The organism is Reticulibacter mediterranei (assembly GCF_016587455.1).
Genome location: NZ_BNJK01000004.1, coordinates 26,441 through 39,544 on the forward strand (window position 1 = coordinate 26,441; position 13,104 = coordinate 39,544).

Annotated in this window: 11 protein-coding genes; 5 read left to right on the forward strand and 6 right to left on the reverse strand. The window is 53.6% G+C overall.

The features are described from left to right. Positions 1–29: 29 nt before the first annotated feature. Positions 30–542, reverse strand: a complete 513-nt coding sequence (locus K3T83_RS54680; protein ID WP_220211553.1) for a hypothetical protein — start codon at positions 540–542, stop codon at positions 30–32. Positions 543–1,501: 959 nt separating this feature from the next. On the opposite strand from K3T83_RS54680, the gene K3T83_RS54685 reads away from it, so the two are divergent. From K3T83_RS54685 to K3T83_RS54700, 4 genes are all read left to right on the forward strand, one after another. Then, on the forward strand, positions 1,502–2,287 hold the full coding sequence (locus K3T83_RS54685; protein ID WP_220211554.1) for an ABC transporter ATP-binding protein: 786 nt from the start codon (positions 1,502–1,504) through the stop codon (positions 2,285–2,287). Beyond that, positions 2,284–3,159, forward strand: coding sequence for an ABC transporter permease (locus tag K3T83_RS54690; protein ID WP_220211555.1), 876 nt, complete (start codon positions 2,284–2,286; stop codon positions 3,157–3,159). The genes K3T83_RS54685 and K3T83_RS54690 overlap by 4 nt, the downstream gene beginning before the upstream one ends. 36 nt (positions 3,160–3,195) lie before the next feature. After that, a complete protein-coding gene (locus tag K3T83_RS54695; protein ID WP_220211556.1) occupies positions 3,196–4,287 on the forward strand; it encodes an ABC transporter substrate-binding protein in 1,092 nt (363 codons plus the stop codon). A 65-nt stretch (positions 4,288–4,352) separates the two neighbouring features. Then, positions 4,353–5,258 carry a class I SAM-dependent methyltransferase gene (locus K3T83_RS54700; protein ID WP_220211557.1) on the forward strand — a complete coding sequence of 302 codons (906 nt, stop codon included), beginning with the start codon at positions 4,353–4,355 and terminating at the stop codon, positions 5,256–5,258. Between the two features lie 44 nt (positions 5,259–5,302). On the opposite strand, the gene K3T83_RS54705 is transcribed toward K3T83_RS54700, so the two are convergent. The 3 genes from K3T83_RS54705 to K3T83_RS54715 all read right to left on the reverse strand — a co-directional run bounded on the left by K3T83_RS54705 (position 5,303) and on the right by K3T83_RS54715 (position 10,594). Further along, on the reverse strand, positions 5,303–5,974 hold the full coding sequence (locus K3T83_RS54705) for a VC0807 family protein (protein WP_220211558.1): 672 nt from the start codon (positions 5,972–5,974) through the stop codon (positions 5,303–5,305). A gap of 80 nt (positions 5,975–6,054) precedes the next feature. Next, positions 6,055–7,662: an FAD-dependent monooxygenase gene (locus tag K3T83_RS54710; RefSeq protein ID WP_220211559.1), complete on the reverse strand. Its 1,608-nt coding sequence runs from the start codon at positions 7,660–7,662 to the stop codon at positions 6,055–6,057. A 163-nt stretch (positions 7,663–7,825) separates the two neighbouring features. Beyond that, positions 7,826–10,594 carry a winged helix-turn-helix domain-containing protein gene (locus tag K3T83_RS54715; RefSeq protein ID WP_220211560.1) on the reverse strand — a complete coding sequence of 923 codons (2,769 nt, stop codon included), beginning with the start codon at positions 10,592–10,594 and terminating at the stop codon, positions 7,826–7,828. A gap of 243 nt (positions 10,595–10,837) precedes the next feature. Between K3T83_RS54715 and K3T83_RS54720 the strand changes: the two genes are divergently transcribed. Beyond that, on the forward strand, positions 10,838–11,689 hold the full coding sequence (locus K3T83_RS54720) for a class I SAM-dependent methyltransferase (RefSeq protein WP_220211561.1): 852 nt from the start codon (positions 10,838–10,840) through the stop codon (positions 11,687–11,689). A 30-nt stretch (positions 11,690–11,719) separates the two neighbouring features. On the opposite strand, the gene K3T83_RS54725 is transcribed toward K3T83_RS54720, so the two are convergent. Both K3T83_RS54725 and K3T83_RS54730 read right to left on the reverse strand, forming a co-directional pair. Beyond that, positions 11,720–12,514: an SDR family NAD(P)-dependent oxidoreductase gene (locus K3T83_RS54725; RefSeq protein WP_220211562.1), complete on the reverse strand. Its 795-nt coding sequence runs from the start codon at positions 12,512–12,514 to the stop codon at positions 11,720–11,722. Between the two features lie 167 nt (positions 12,515–12,681). Then, the gene (locus K3T83_RS54730) at positions 12,682–13,083 is read right to left on the reverse strand and encodes a hypothetical protein (RefSeq protein ID WP_220211563.1); all 402 of its coding nucleotides are present in this window, start codon (positions 13,081–13,083) and stop codon (positions 12,682–12,684) included. Positions 13,084–13,104 lie beyond the last annotated feature (21 nt).

Sequence of the window (13,104 nt, forward strand, 5' to 3'; positions counted from 1 at the left end):
CGACTCCATTTCGTAAAAAACCTGTTTGTTTAATTTCGTGACCCCATCGTGATGGCGCCAATTGATTGTAAATCTTGTAATACCTTATTGACGATTTCAGGCGGTACGACAAGTACCTCCGCAATTTTGATGATGCTCTTGGTGCCGTCGGCTAGCGCAAAGACCGACCGATGGAGACGCGGCCAGTTCCGCATCTGTTCCTGATCTAAATAAGCGACGCGCCGTGGATAGGGGGAAGTATCCCTTTCTGGAGGCACAATAGATGCTCCAGACGTCGCGCCCACCTGTTGAGGAGTGAAGGTCCAGCGAATCCTCCCGAGACGAGCAAGCTCCTGGGTTGCCTCATTTCCCGTCAAATAGCGCCCGCTGCTGCCGACGATAGTACACGCAGCGATATCCCCGGCTATAATTTTGATTTCTATACGACACGATTCGCGTAACTTCATCACTCCTGATGCTACCTCAGCATAGAGTATGCCCGTCTTGCGATGCGCTCGCATAACCTGTTGAATCGTGTCAAAATCAAGCGTATACGTTGACAAAGATCTATCCCCACCTCACTAGAGCCATAGAGCAATATCTGGCTTCTCATGAAATAACAGCTATCGCTGGTAAAAAGTATGATGTTGCGCCTTGCCTGATTGATAGGTGTGTGCTGGTCTCTGTTGAGAACCATCCCCGCCAATTGATGGTCTCAGGGTACGTTCCCGTCCCGTAAAAGGACTTCTGTGAGGTTTTCTCTGCTGCCAATGCGTTTTTTTTTCGTCAATGCGTTTCCTGAGCAGAGATGCGCTATTTTTTGCTATGCCCATTCATAGCAGCGCTTGCCGGGTAAAGAATGTTTCGATAGTGTCAACCGCGTCAGTGTTTTCTTCATGATGTTGTAGTTAGTATACATAGAAGCTCTGCATGAAGTCAAGCATTAACCGACATAGAGGCCATAGCATCATTTGAAAATGTTCGGGAAAATTTTGGAAAAAGCAAAGTAACATCGGTTCTCTGTTTTAGTATTATTGAGATATATATTCAGCAGTAGTAGGAAGAGCCTCTGTTAGCGAGAAAGCAGAAGAAGGATAGGATTTTGACTTTCGCAGCTTTTCTATGTTACAATCCACAGAGCGGTAATTTTTATTTTATCGTGAGGTTTCTGCAAGATCCGTACAGGCAATTCTATATTTTATAGAATGTGCTATATGTACTGGCTGATACTTTCTTTTCCAGCTATGAAAACGCTTTCAAGAAGGAGATATTTGCGTTTCATGGGAACAGAGAAATATACTTTCTCTATGAAAAAGAGAGAATACCCATTAGAACTATGTATTGCGGAGTTAAAATTTATATGTTAGAGTTAGTGGACAATAATTACTGAGGGGTGAGAAAAACTTGACAGGTAACATGCGAAAAACAGCTATCATTCCTCTCAGTGTGTACTGCCAGCAGAATCGGGAGGGCAGTCTGATAAGGAAATCGTATGAGTACCATCAAGAGGTAACATAAGAGGATGAATGCAGTTATTCGTATTGAAGGGGTAAGTAAGTCATTTCTTCATGGTCAGCAGGAAAACGTCGTTCTGGCCGACATGAACCTGGAGATTCAGCAAGGAAGCTTTGTAGTGATAGTGGGGCCGAGTGGTTGCGGTAAATCAACGTTACTCAATATTGTCGCCGGCCTATTACCCGCCAGCGCTGGCCGAGTTTATTATCAAGATCAGCTCATGGTTGCTCCCCGGCTTGAAATCGGCTATTTGACGCAGAAAGATACATTGATGCCCTGGAGGAGCGTCGAGCGCAATGTAGAGCTGCCGCTAGAAATTCGCGGAATCGGTCGCGCGAAGCGAGGAAGCATCGCCAGCGAACTGATTGGCAAAGTGGGACTCAAGGGCTATGAAAAACTCTATCCACGCCAGCTTTCGGGCGGAATGCTTCGGCGCGCAAGCCTGGCGCGGATGCTCTGTACTGATCCCGAAACATTGCTTATGGACGAACCTTTTGGCGCTCTGGACGCACAGCTGCGTCTGGAATTGCAAGGCGAACTGCTGCGCCTCTGGGAGACAAGCGGCAAAACCGTTCTCTTCGTGACACACGATATCGAGGAGGCGATCGTGCTGGGTGATCGGGTAGTAGTCCTCGGTTCCGCTGGCGGCGTCATTCTGGACCATACCATCGAACTGGCCCGACCGCGAGACGCCGGCAGGATTCGTTTCCAATCGCAATTTGTTGAGATCCACCAACGCCTCTGGAACGCCTTAATGGTGGCTCGTTCGCAGCAGCAGGAGGTTGCGCTATGAGAACGACAACGCTTCCCGATACTCAGGCGAAACCGGAACAGAGCAATCAACGACTCTCATTGACCCGGCGCCAGGGGGAGCGCCGCAATCTTCGCTCCCCCTTATTTATCAACGTCGTGCGCCTGGCGTTGCTGGTTGTGTTCCTGATCGTGTGGCAGTTTCTTTCCGGTCGCTTTATTGATCCTTTATTTATCAGCAGCCCATTAGCCGTATTCACGCAGACGGTGGCCTGGATTATGGATGGTACGCTCTGGATGCATACCGAAATAACGCTTCAGGAGACGCTGCTCGGGCTGTTTTTTGGGATTATCAGTGGCATTGCGGCAGGCTTTCTCTTAGGGCTACAACCACTGCTGGCAGAAGCCTGTGATCCATTTATTGCCTCCATCTACAGTATTCCAAAGATTGCCCTGGCTCCGCTCTTCATTTTGTGGTTTGGTATTGATATCCAGATGAAGATCGTCCTGGCCTCCGTGACCGTCTTTTTCCTGATCTTTTTCAACACGCTGGCCGGGGTGCGCAACGCCGATCAGCACCTCATCGATGCTGTGCGCCTGATGGGGGGCAGGTATCGCGATGTGCTGCTAAAGGTGATTGTGCCTTCAGCGACGGGTTCTATGTTGACCGGCGTGCATATAGCGATCCCGTATGCGCTGATCGGAGCGGTGGTGGCCGAGTTGATCGCCTCAAATCGTGGCCTGGGCTATCTGATCGACGCTTCGGCCACCTCATTTAACACTGCCGGGGTCTTTGTCGCGCTCCTGGTACTGAGCATTATCGGCGGTATCCTCAACGCGCTGGTCAACTCGATTGATCGCATGACTTCGCGTTGGAAAACGGAGATCAGCATTGGCAGAAAGCTGATCCCATAGCACTAGCATTGAAATTTTTTATTTGGAGAAATATGTATGCAACGTTCCATTCGACGAGTATGGCTCATGTTGCCTTGCCTGCTAAGCAGCCTGTTTTTTATAGGTCTGCCATTAGCAAGCTGTAGCAACAATGTCAGCCCGACGACCGGTTCTACGGAGAGCATGACGCTCAAAGTCGGGCAGGTCGCCAATGAGATAAGCTTTTTCCCTATGTATGTGGCGCTCCGCCAGAATTTTTATAAGGCGCAGGGCTTAACGCTTGATCCCTCCACGCCAATCATGATGGGGAGTGGCGCGAAGCTCACAACGGCGGTCGAGGCTGATAGCGTTGAGATTGGCGTTGGCAGTGTTACCAATGTGTTCACGATTTCGCGGGTCGATGCCTATATCAAAATGATCGGGGCGGTGACGAACGACTACCTGCTTGATATCGCGGTTAGCAAGCAGTTTGAGGCGCAGACACATCTGAGTGCGAGCAGTTCGCTTGCCGATAAGATTCAGGGGTTACGCGGCAAAAAGATTGCCATTTCTGCACCAGGGAGCGCGACCGATGCTCTCCTCACGTATCTATTCAAGCAGCAGGGTCTCGATGCGCAGAAAGAGGTGGTTAAGGTCAATATGGGTGCAAACACGCCAGCGATACTTGCTGCGCTGAAAGCCGGGCGTATAGATGCCGGAGTGTTGTCACCGCCGGGCGGCCAGATTGCCGCGCTGGGGAGCTATGGCGATGCCTTTATCAGTCCGGTGCGTGGTGATATCCCGGCCATGCAGCATCAGCTCTTTACGGTCGCTTATGTGAAGCAGAAGGTCATCGATGCCAAACCCAAAGCCATCGCCGCTTTCATTCGGGCGCTCGCTCAGGCAGAGGATTATATCCAGAATCACCCGGAGCAGATGCCGGGTATGATGGCAAGTTATCTCAAGGCGGATCAGAAAACGGGCAATCTTGCCTGGAGCGCTGTGAAGACAAGTATGCCCATGAGTCCATTGATCAATCAGCAGAGCTATGACGCCTCCGATCAGTTTCATGTCAAGGCCGGACTTATTGCGGTTTCTCTGGACTACAAAAACCTGGTGGCTACCGATACGATGAAAAACGCCTTGAGCGCAACGGCCAGTTCTTCGTAATCTGGCGATCTCTTTAGCAGAACTACTGAAAAAAAGTATTACAGGCATAAGAAAGGATAGGCTCTATGTCGTCGGTTTTATTCGATCGGGTGGCGCATCGCTATGATGCAACGCGGGGCCATTCGGAAGAGGTCGCCCAGCGGATGCTGCAACAGATCGATCAGGCTTCGGGGGGGAACGCTCAGGCGCGCTTTTTAGAGATCGGCGTGGGTACGGGACGCTTTGCGCTCCCACTGGCGGCGCAAGGCAGACAGTATACAGGTATCGATGTTTCTGAGAAGATGGTAGAGCAACTTGTGGGCAAGCTGGATGAGGTGAGCTGGCAGAAAGAGGAACTAGCCTGGGGAAGCCTGCCCGACGAAGAAAGCGCGCATCATCCGCATATTTCGGATGTACAGCGCTTTCTCCATCAGGAGTCGCAGGGCCGCTTGCGAATCGTGATGGCCGATGCGACAGACCTGCCATTCACAGATCAGTCCTTTGATGCACTGGTGGCGGTCCATGTATTTCATCTGATCGTTGATTGGCAGAAGGCGCTTGAGGAGCTGCTTCGTGTGGTGCGTCCGGGCGGTGTACTGGTTCGTTGTTGGACTGAGAACTGGCTCGAACAATGGAAACCCGGATTACGCGATGTCAGAAACCGCTGGTGCCAGATCGTGCAGGAACTTGGTGGAAATACGGATGTTCCCGGGACAGGCGACGATGAGGTGACGGCCTGGTTGCAACAACATGGTCTGGAGACAGTGCAAACAGATGTGGTGACATGGGAATTTCAGACTACACCTCGCAAGATCTTTGAAGGGGTAGAGCAGCGCATTTGGACAAGCACGCTGGTCGTGCCTGACGACCTGTTCGCCACCTCCATCCAACACTTGCGCGTGTGGGTGGACGAGCACTATGGCGACGCCATCGATCAACCCTACACGCAGCAAGGCCGCATGCTGATTAATGTGACCAGAATTCCAGAATAGCTTTTGAGAGGGCGAGGCTCTCTTGCCTCACCCTCTCTCGTCGCTTATGCCGTTTGCTCGCTTTTCTCCTGCGGTCCCATCGTACCGTCATATTTTCGCTTCCATCCACGCATATAGAAGATAGATACGACAATAATTGCTCCAATGATGCCCCAGTTCACAATGGGGGAGACGGCCAGGAATTGTGGAATGGGCATGGTGAAGGCCATATAGCCGCGCAGCACAGCTTCGAGAATTGTCCCCACGCCCCAGAAAGTCGTTTGCATACGGATCATGGTGCGAAACTGTGGATACTGCCACATCGCGTTAAACCCTTCAATGCGCTTCGGGTCGTTGCCAGCCACAAAGTAGCGTCCGGTATAGAATCCGATAGGTTTGGGGAAGAACAGGCTCACCACGCAGGCCACGCCATACGCTCCTGTCAGAAACGATTCGCGAATCAGGTAGAGGCGCGCGCTGCCGCCCAGACTGATGAAGATCAGCGAGACGACGATGCCAAACAGCACGATGCCAGCCAGAAAATCGATGCGCCTGTGACGAATAATGCCAACGATGCTATCGATCAGCGACGGCACGCCCGTTGCCAGCAGCGCCACCAGATCCGAGACATGTGCATAGGTTGTCAAAAGTGTATAGATGATAAATGGAAGCACGCCATTGATCAGAATACTGATGGCAAGGCTTTTAATCATTGCTTTTCTATTCGGTTTTTCCATTGAATTTAATCTCCTATATTGAATATCTTGTTGTATATGTGTGAGATACACGATAAATCGCGCGACGACGACAGGAGAGATTAAAAATCATGAGCAAGTATTTGTGAGAACACTTGCTTCAATATGTGTTCTGGCGTTGCCATCGCTGTTTTCGCTCGCCAGGCGATGAAGCCATCGGGCCGTATGATCACCGCACCTGTCGCGGTGACGCCATAAGCCTGATGCCAGCGTTGATCTTCAGGGAGCAGGTTGTTGCCAATTTGATGGATCTCTAGATCGATGCCCGTTTGCTTTGCTACAGTTGCCGCCGCGCTACACCACGACTCACCTTCTTTGCCTGTGAGAAGGACGAAATCTCTACCGAACAGGTCGAGCGTGGAGAGTTGCTCCTGGCCCCGCTTGAGTACGACGTGAGGGGCACGTGTGCCGGGTTGCCCGCTCGGATGGCCGGGGTTTTCATAGAGACCGTGATCATCTTCTGCCATGATTGCTCTCGAATGATATCGGTAGCCCAGCACAACCGTCTGGTGATCGACGATCGGCGCGGCAAACAGATCCAGGTGGAGGGAAGGCAGGCGTTCGGCATAGCGCGCGGTGGCCTGTTCCGTCGTCCATTGTGCCACCGGTCGTCGTTCGGCTTCATAGGAGGTGAGCAGTTCGGGTCCAGCCAGCCCCTTCAAGACGTAGGCCAGCTTCCAGGCCAGGTTATGTGCATCCTGAATGCCCGTATTGGCTCCAAACCCGCCCACAGGAGGCATAACGTGCGCCGCATCGCCAACCAGAAAGCATCGCCGCTGCTGAAAGTGGTCTGCAAGATGGGCCGCCAGTTCCCAGGGCAACATGCTGATGATCTCAACTGGAAGATCGGGGATGCCAATTGCGGCCCGGACCAGTTCGACCCCACACGCTTTTTCTTGTGGGAGCGCCTCATCCTTTTGGGGATGGTAGAGCGCAAAGAGCAGGCCCGATTGCTCGTCCGGCCCAAACCCCATCATACCCTGCACTGCGGCATTTTCTATCATGCAGAGGGCGATCTTGCGTCCTCGCAACGCCTCGCGTACATCAGCCTGAAAGAGAATGCTCAGGTGGTGCGAGATCGTGCCGGGACCGTGTGCTGGGATGTCAAGCGCCTGTCGAATCGTGCTCTTATAGCCATCTGCGCCGATCAGGTAGTGTGCCTGGACAGTGCGCTGGCCTCCCGTGAGACGATCACGCAGCACGACGCTCACCCCATCGCTGTCCTGCTCAAGTGCGACGAACTCGGTGTTGAAACAGATCTCGGCCCCCGACTCCTGGGCGCGCTGTTGTAGCACTGGCTCAAGCAACATCTGGGGAATCACGCTGCCTCGCACGGGACTGATCGCGCCAACAGCCTCCGACACGTTTGAGGCATACCACTCAAATGTATCGCTCACCAGCGTTTCGGCTTTCATAACCCCGCCGTTTTGTACGGAAGGCGGTTCAGCGGCTCTTATACTCTCTTCGAGGCCAACCGAGCGGTATATCTCTAGCGTTCGGGCATTGAAGCCTGCGGCGCGCGGGTGCGGCGAGATGCCTGCGTGTCGCTCCACAACGAGCGTTCGCACGCCATGCCAGGCAAGAAAAATGGACATAGATAGGCCAACCAGACTGCCACCAACAATGATGACCGGAACGCGTTCTTTATATATATCATGTTGTTGTGTCATCTCTGTCTCTTTCCGTCGTCTGTGATGTGTGTCCTTCTGTGAAGTACTCCATGCAAGAATGCAGGGGTTTTATACAGTGAAATGATAAAGGACAATTGGGTAAAGCCGCATCACCCGATCAGGTGATTAAGCTGGTAGCACGAGAGAGGGAGGTATCAGGGGACTAGGCGAGGAGGCGTAAATGATGGGCAACCTGGCTCGCTTCGACGCGGTTTGTCACGTTAAGCTTGCGATAGATGCTTTTCACCTGCACTTTCACGGTATTAATGGAGACAACCAGCTCGCGGGCTATTTCAGGATTCGAGCGCCCCACCGCTAATAGACGCAGCACACGCAGTTCTTGTGGACTCAATGGTTCGCTCAGGACGGCGGGAAGCGAAGGATGCGAAACTGGCACAACGATCTGTGCGGGTAGTTCCTGCGCAAAGGCGAGGAGCAGCGTACGCACATACAGGCAGATGGCATCGTCGGTAATATCGGGCAGCGTCACGCGCAACAGTGCTGCCATCGCCTCTCCTTCGTCCAGAAAGAGGCGCTGATAGCCCTCGGTGTGGGCGCGCGTAAGGACATCTTTGAGCGTCTGTCTCGCTCGTTGCACCTGTTTTGCGGCGAAATGGGCCTGTGCTGTGAGCATCTGGATCTCCAGCACGTTGCGGAGCCGACCAGCCTCGTATGCGGCCTGTTGCCAGCGTATAAGCAAGCGAAGCGCTTCCTCCACCTCGCCCTGTTGGATCAGCAGCCGCGCCACAACCAGCGCGTCGCGTTCCTGTTCGGCGGCAGAGAGCGCGTCATCGTGTCGGGTGGTCAGCCAGCGTCGCACAGAGGCCAGATCGCCATCCATCAATTGCAGGCGAGTCTGTAGGGCGCGGATATCGCCCTCGAAGCGTGGCGTCTTGTGGGGCCAGTCAAGCAGTTGATGCAATGGTTCCTCGTAACCTGGTTGTTTCGCTGCATAGTGGATACGAGCGAGGAGCAGCAGGGTCCAGCTCTCAAGTTCTTTGTCTGCCATCTGCCTGCTCAGAGCGAGTGCGGTCTCTGCCTCTCGCTCGGCTGTTTCCAGATCGTTCCATTCATAGAGTAGTGTTGCTGCGCGCTGTTGTGCTTTGCCCTTATCCAGCGGATCTTTCTCTGCCATTATGTGTACGTGCCGATAGAGTTCTGCCGCGTGATGCAGCCGTCCCTGGCCTGCGTGGACATCGCCGAGCATCAGCATGGTGGCCCGCTGCGCATGGTCGTTCTCGGTCGCTGCACAGAGTTCGGTTGCCTCCTGAAGCGTTTGCAGTGCTGTGGAGAACTGCCCGGCTTGCAACTCGCTGCCGCCAACGATGCCCAGGCAGACGCTTCTCCACAGCGCATCTTCCTGCGGTAAGCATTGCAGCGCTTGTCGGGCGAACATTAACGCCTGTTCGCTATTGTTTCCTTGACGCCAGAGAGCGATGGCACGTAGTGCGAAGAGACCGCCCAGCTTTGGTCTGTTATTCTCTGTCTGCCAGTTTCGTTGTGCCATCTGAAGTAGCTCTTCAAAGTGTGGCGACATCTGCATATCTAATTGGTCGGGGCGAAACTGTAGCAGGATGGCATAGACAAAGCAGAAATCCGGGACGGTTTGCAGGATGTCGTCGGGAATTTGCTCGAACCAGCGCCGCAACGTGTAGTATTCTTGATGTTCGGTGAAGTGCTGCGGTGTGAGGAGGCGCGCGATCAGCGAGATCGCCTGCCCAAATTCGCGTGCGGCGAGGGCTGCCTCCACCGCTTCGTTGAGCATGCCCTGTTGCTCGAACCAGCGGCAGGCTTTGTTGTAGCAGGCGGCTATCTGTTCTGTCCCCAGGCGGCGGCGGGCTTCATGCTGCATGGCCTCGGCAAACAAGGCGTGATAGCGATACCATTGGCGCGTTTCATCGAGGGGTACAAGAAAGAGGTTAGCCCGGCCGACCTGTTCCAGGACGAGTGCGCTATCGTTCCTGCCCGTTATGGCATCGCAGAGGGGGCCGGTGAGCCGTTCCAGCATTGTTGTCTGAAGGAGAAACTGTTGCAGCGGCTCCGGCTGGGACATGAGAACCTCGGTGACGAGATAGTCCAGAATGTGGCGTTGCGTACCGCCGAAGGTGGTGAGAAACTGTTCAATCTCTGATTGGGTCCGCCGTCCATGCAATGCGAGCGTCACCAGCCGCAGCCCGGCTATCCATCCCTCGGTGTGCGCGGTCAGGTCAGCCACGATCTCGCGTGTGGGTTGGATTGGCATTGCGCGCTCCAGGAACGAGGTCGCCTCTTCCGGTGAGAAGCGCAGGTCGGCGGCGTCTAGTTCATTCAGTTCGTCCTGTGTGCGCCAGCGTGCCAGGGACAGCGGTGCGGCATTGCGCGTCATCACAATCAGATGCAGCGTTGGCGGGAGATGATCGATGAACTGAACCATCGTGGTGTGAATACGTTGCGAGGTGATAATGTGGTAATCTTCCAGGATCAGCAGCCGGTTGGTGGTCAGCGTCGTCAATTCGTTGAGGAAGGTGGCGAGCGCGATGTCGAGCGTGGGACGCTCAAAAGAGAATTGTTGCAGGGGGAGTAACTGCCCAAGCGAGGCTCGCCCCAGATCGGGTTGCATCGTCTGGCAGGCGGTGATGAGATAGCGCCAGAAGCGAACGGGATCATTGTCTCCCTCGTCGAGCGAGAGCCAGGCGACCGGGAACGTGTTTCGTTCGGACAACCACTGGCCGACCAGCGTTGTTTTGCCAAAGCCAGCGGGAGCAGAGATCAGCGTGAGCTTGCGCTCCAATCCGCCATCGAGCAACCGGTATAAGCGGTTGCGATGGACGAGCGAGGAGCGCAGACGCGGCGGTTGCAGTTTCGGCAACAGGAGCGGTGTAGCTCTGGATGTGCTCTCGTACCAATTGTGAGGGACAGGGTCAAAGTGCTGAGCATTCTCCTCTTCTGGCATGGTCTTCTCTCGTTTGTAATATCTAAATCAAATATCGTTAAGTATAGCTATTGGCGAGCAAGGATGCAAGCTACATGTATGGTTAAACATCGATGTTTTGTGCATCCCTACCTCGCCCCGGTTTCTCCTCTTCGCAAAACATGAACTTTTACTGATAATATGTAAATTGTTCACAGGAGATCCGGTCTCTGCTATACTAAATGAAAAGATATACAGCACTGTGTGGTCAGAAAGGATTCTCTCATGCCGCCCGAGGATGAAAATACCTATGTAATTAAAGATGAAAGTATCGAGCTGGGCCGCCTTATTTTACAGGATAAGTTGTATACGCAGGCGATAGGAGGACTATTTCCTGAAATCGATCTTAATGGTATCACCCGAGTCCTCGATATTGCCTGTGGGCCTGCGGGATGGGCCATTGATGTTGCTTTCGAGTTTCCAGAAATGCAGGTCGTTGGAGTGGATATCAGCGAGAGCACCATCAACTATAATTTTGCTCAGGCCAGAGTCAGAAACCTCCAGAATGTCACGTTTGAAGTCATGGATGCCAGACAGCCGCTTACCTTCCAGGATCACTCCTTCGATCTGGTCAACGGTCGTTTGTTTGTTGGCTTCATGGATATGGAGACCTGGCCGAAATTGCTGGCTGAGTGCTGGCGTATCTTGAGACCAGGAGGGGTCATTCGCCTGACCGAGAGCGAAAATGGCATCTCCAACAGTAAAGCATGCCAGGATATCCTGGCGTATTTTTGCCAGGCACTCGCAAAGCTGAAAAGAACCTACTCCTCCGATGGCCGCTCGCTAGGTGTTGCGTATATGCTCCCCAGACTCTTGCGAGAGGCGGGCTTTCAGGAGGTTCAGGGCAGAGCTTTTTATGTGGACTGTTCGTACTCAGCGCCTTTGCATTATTCCACATTCAGAAATTCAGAGGCGGCGTATGCGCTCCTCAAACCCTTCGTCTTGCAACACGCAGATGTAACCGAGGAAGAATACGATCAGTGTTATAACCAGATGTTGATCGACTTCCAGAAAGAGAATTTTACCAGTATCTCTTTCGGATTAACTGCATGGGCAAGAAAACCTGGAGGCGCATGAGTTCATCTTTTTAGGGAATGGGAATGCGAATCAGGACATGAGGCCGCCTCCATCGATATTGATCGCCTGTCCGGTAATGCCTTTACTGATATCGAGGGACAAATAGACGGCCATTGCCGCCACCTCTTCCGGCTTGATCAGGCGGTGCTGTGGACTTGTGTTCTCCAGCGCCGCTCGCGCCTTCTCTTGCGTCATGCCGGTACGCGCGATAATGTTCTGGACGCTCTGATCGGTCATAGGTGTATCGACGTAGCCGGGACAGATGGCGTTGACCGTAACGTTATAGGGGAGCATTTCGGCGGCGAGGGCACGGGTCAGACCCAGCACGCCATGTTTGGAGGCGGTATAGGCGGCGATATAGCGCTCCCCCACGCGCGAGGCAATCGAGGCAATTGTGATGATGCGCCCCTGACGCTGCTCTACAAGCGTTGGCACAAACGCTTTGCAGACGTAATAAACGCTGGTCAAGTTGATGGCAAGCATGCGGTGCCACAACTCGTCGGGATGGTTGAGAAACTTGTGGCTGCCAGCGTTGCCAGCGTTATTGATCAGAATATCGATGCTGTTCAGCCCGCTGAGCAGCGTTGTCGCCATCGTCTGTACCTGTTGGGAATCGGTGACATCGCACGCAACCGCGAGGCCGCGCCGACCTCTGGCCTCGATCTCACTAACAACCTGTTCCAGTTCGGCCTCTGAGCGAGCCGTCACCCCAACATCAGCGCCCGCATCGGCCAGGGCGAGAGCAATACAACGACCAATGCCGCGACCGGCTCCGGTGACGACTGCGCGGTGCCCCAGCAGCGGCACATGCTTTTCATCAGCCATTAATGAAGATCCTTTCGCTATTGACACATTCTCACTAATGCGAGTATGCCACATTAGCCCGGGCGTCTCAAGTAGCGACAATGCCTTGCGCTTGTCGTGCGACAATGCCTTGCGTGCGCTTGTCGCCTATGCTTGCGCTTGTCGCCTATGCTTGCGCTTGTCGCGTTTTAGTTGAGGCGGTAGCGATCATGGCGCAGTCGTACTAGCTGTTCTCGCATTTGCCAGAGTGCCTCTAGCGTCGTTGCGCGCTTCTCCGATGGTGGCACTTCCAGACAGAGAAAGATTGAAAAGAGCATCAGCGCTCCCTCAAGCGATTGGAGATCCTCAAGCCTGAGCGCGAGGGCCTGTGCCATTTCCAGCGATGTTAGCCGTTGTTGCAACTGCTCTAACCGGTCAAATGCCTCCTGACAGAGCGCGATATCGCTCGCTGATTTGGGCAACGGCTTTTGTCGCATCGCCGCCAGAAATATCCGAATCATCTCTGCCAGCGCCTCCAGATCTGTCAATGTCAGCGACAAAAATGGCCCCTCAAGGGCAGTGTGCATCATTATCTCTTGTGAATCCATCATATACATCTCCCATCATTTCTA

What these genes read in the sequence shown, in the direction of transcription:
- K3T83_RS54685 (WP_220211554.1), top strand. Translation starts at nt 1,502, where the DNA reads ATGAATGCAGTTATTCGTATTGAAGGGGTAAGTAAGTCATTTCTTCAT.
- K3T83_RS54690 (WP_220211555.1), top strand. Translation starts at nt 2,284, where the DNA reads ATGAGAACGACAACGCTTCCCGATACTCAGGCGAAACCGGAACAGAGC.
- K3T83_RS54695 (WP_220211556.1), top strand. Translation starts at nt 3,196, where the DNA reads ATGCAACGTTCCATTCGACGAGTATGGCTCATGTTGCCTTGCCTGCTA.
- K3T83_RS54700 (WP_220211557.1), top strand. Translation starts at nt 4,353, where the DNA reads ATGTCGTCGGTTTTATTCGATCGGGTGGCGCATCGCTATGATGCAACG.
- K3T83_RS54705 (WP_220211558.1), bottom strand. Translation starts at nt 5,974, where the DNA reads ATGGAAAAACCGAATAGAAAAGCAATGATTAAAAGCCTTGCCATCAGT.
- K3T83_RS54710 (WP_220211559.1), bottom strand. Translation starts at nt 7,662, where the DNA reads ATGACACAACAACATGATATATATAAAGAACGCGTTCCGGTCATCATT.
- K3T83_RS54715 (WP_220211560.1), bottom strand. Translation starts at nt 10,594, where the DNA reads ATGCCAGAAGAGGAGAATGCTCAGCACTTTGACCCTGTCCCTCACAAT.
- K3T83_RS54720 (WP_220211561.1), top strand. Translation starts at nt 10,838, where the DNA reads ATGCCGCCCGAGGATGAAAATACCTATGTAATTAAAGATGAAAGTATC.
- K3T83_RS54725 (WP_220211562.1), bottom strand. Translation starts at nt 12,514, where the DNA reads ATGGCTGATGAAAAGCATGTGCCGCTGCTGGGGCACCGCGCAGTCGTC.
- K3T83_RS54730 (WP_220211563.1), bottom strand. Translation starts at nt 13,083, where the DNA reads ATGATGGATTCACAAGAGATAATGATGCACACTGCCCTTGAGGGGCCA.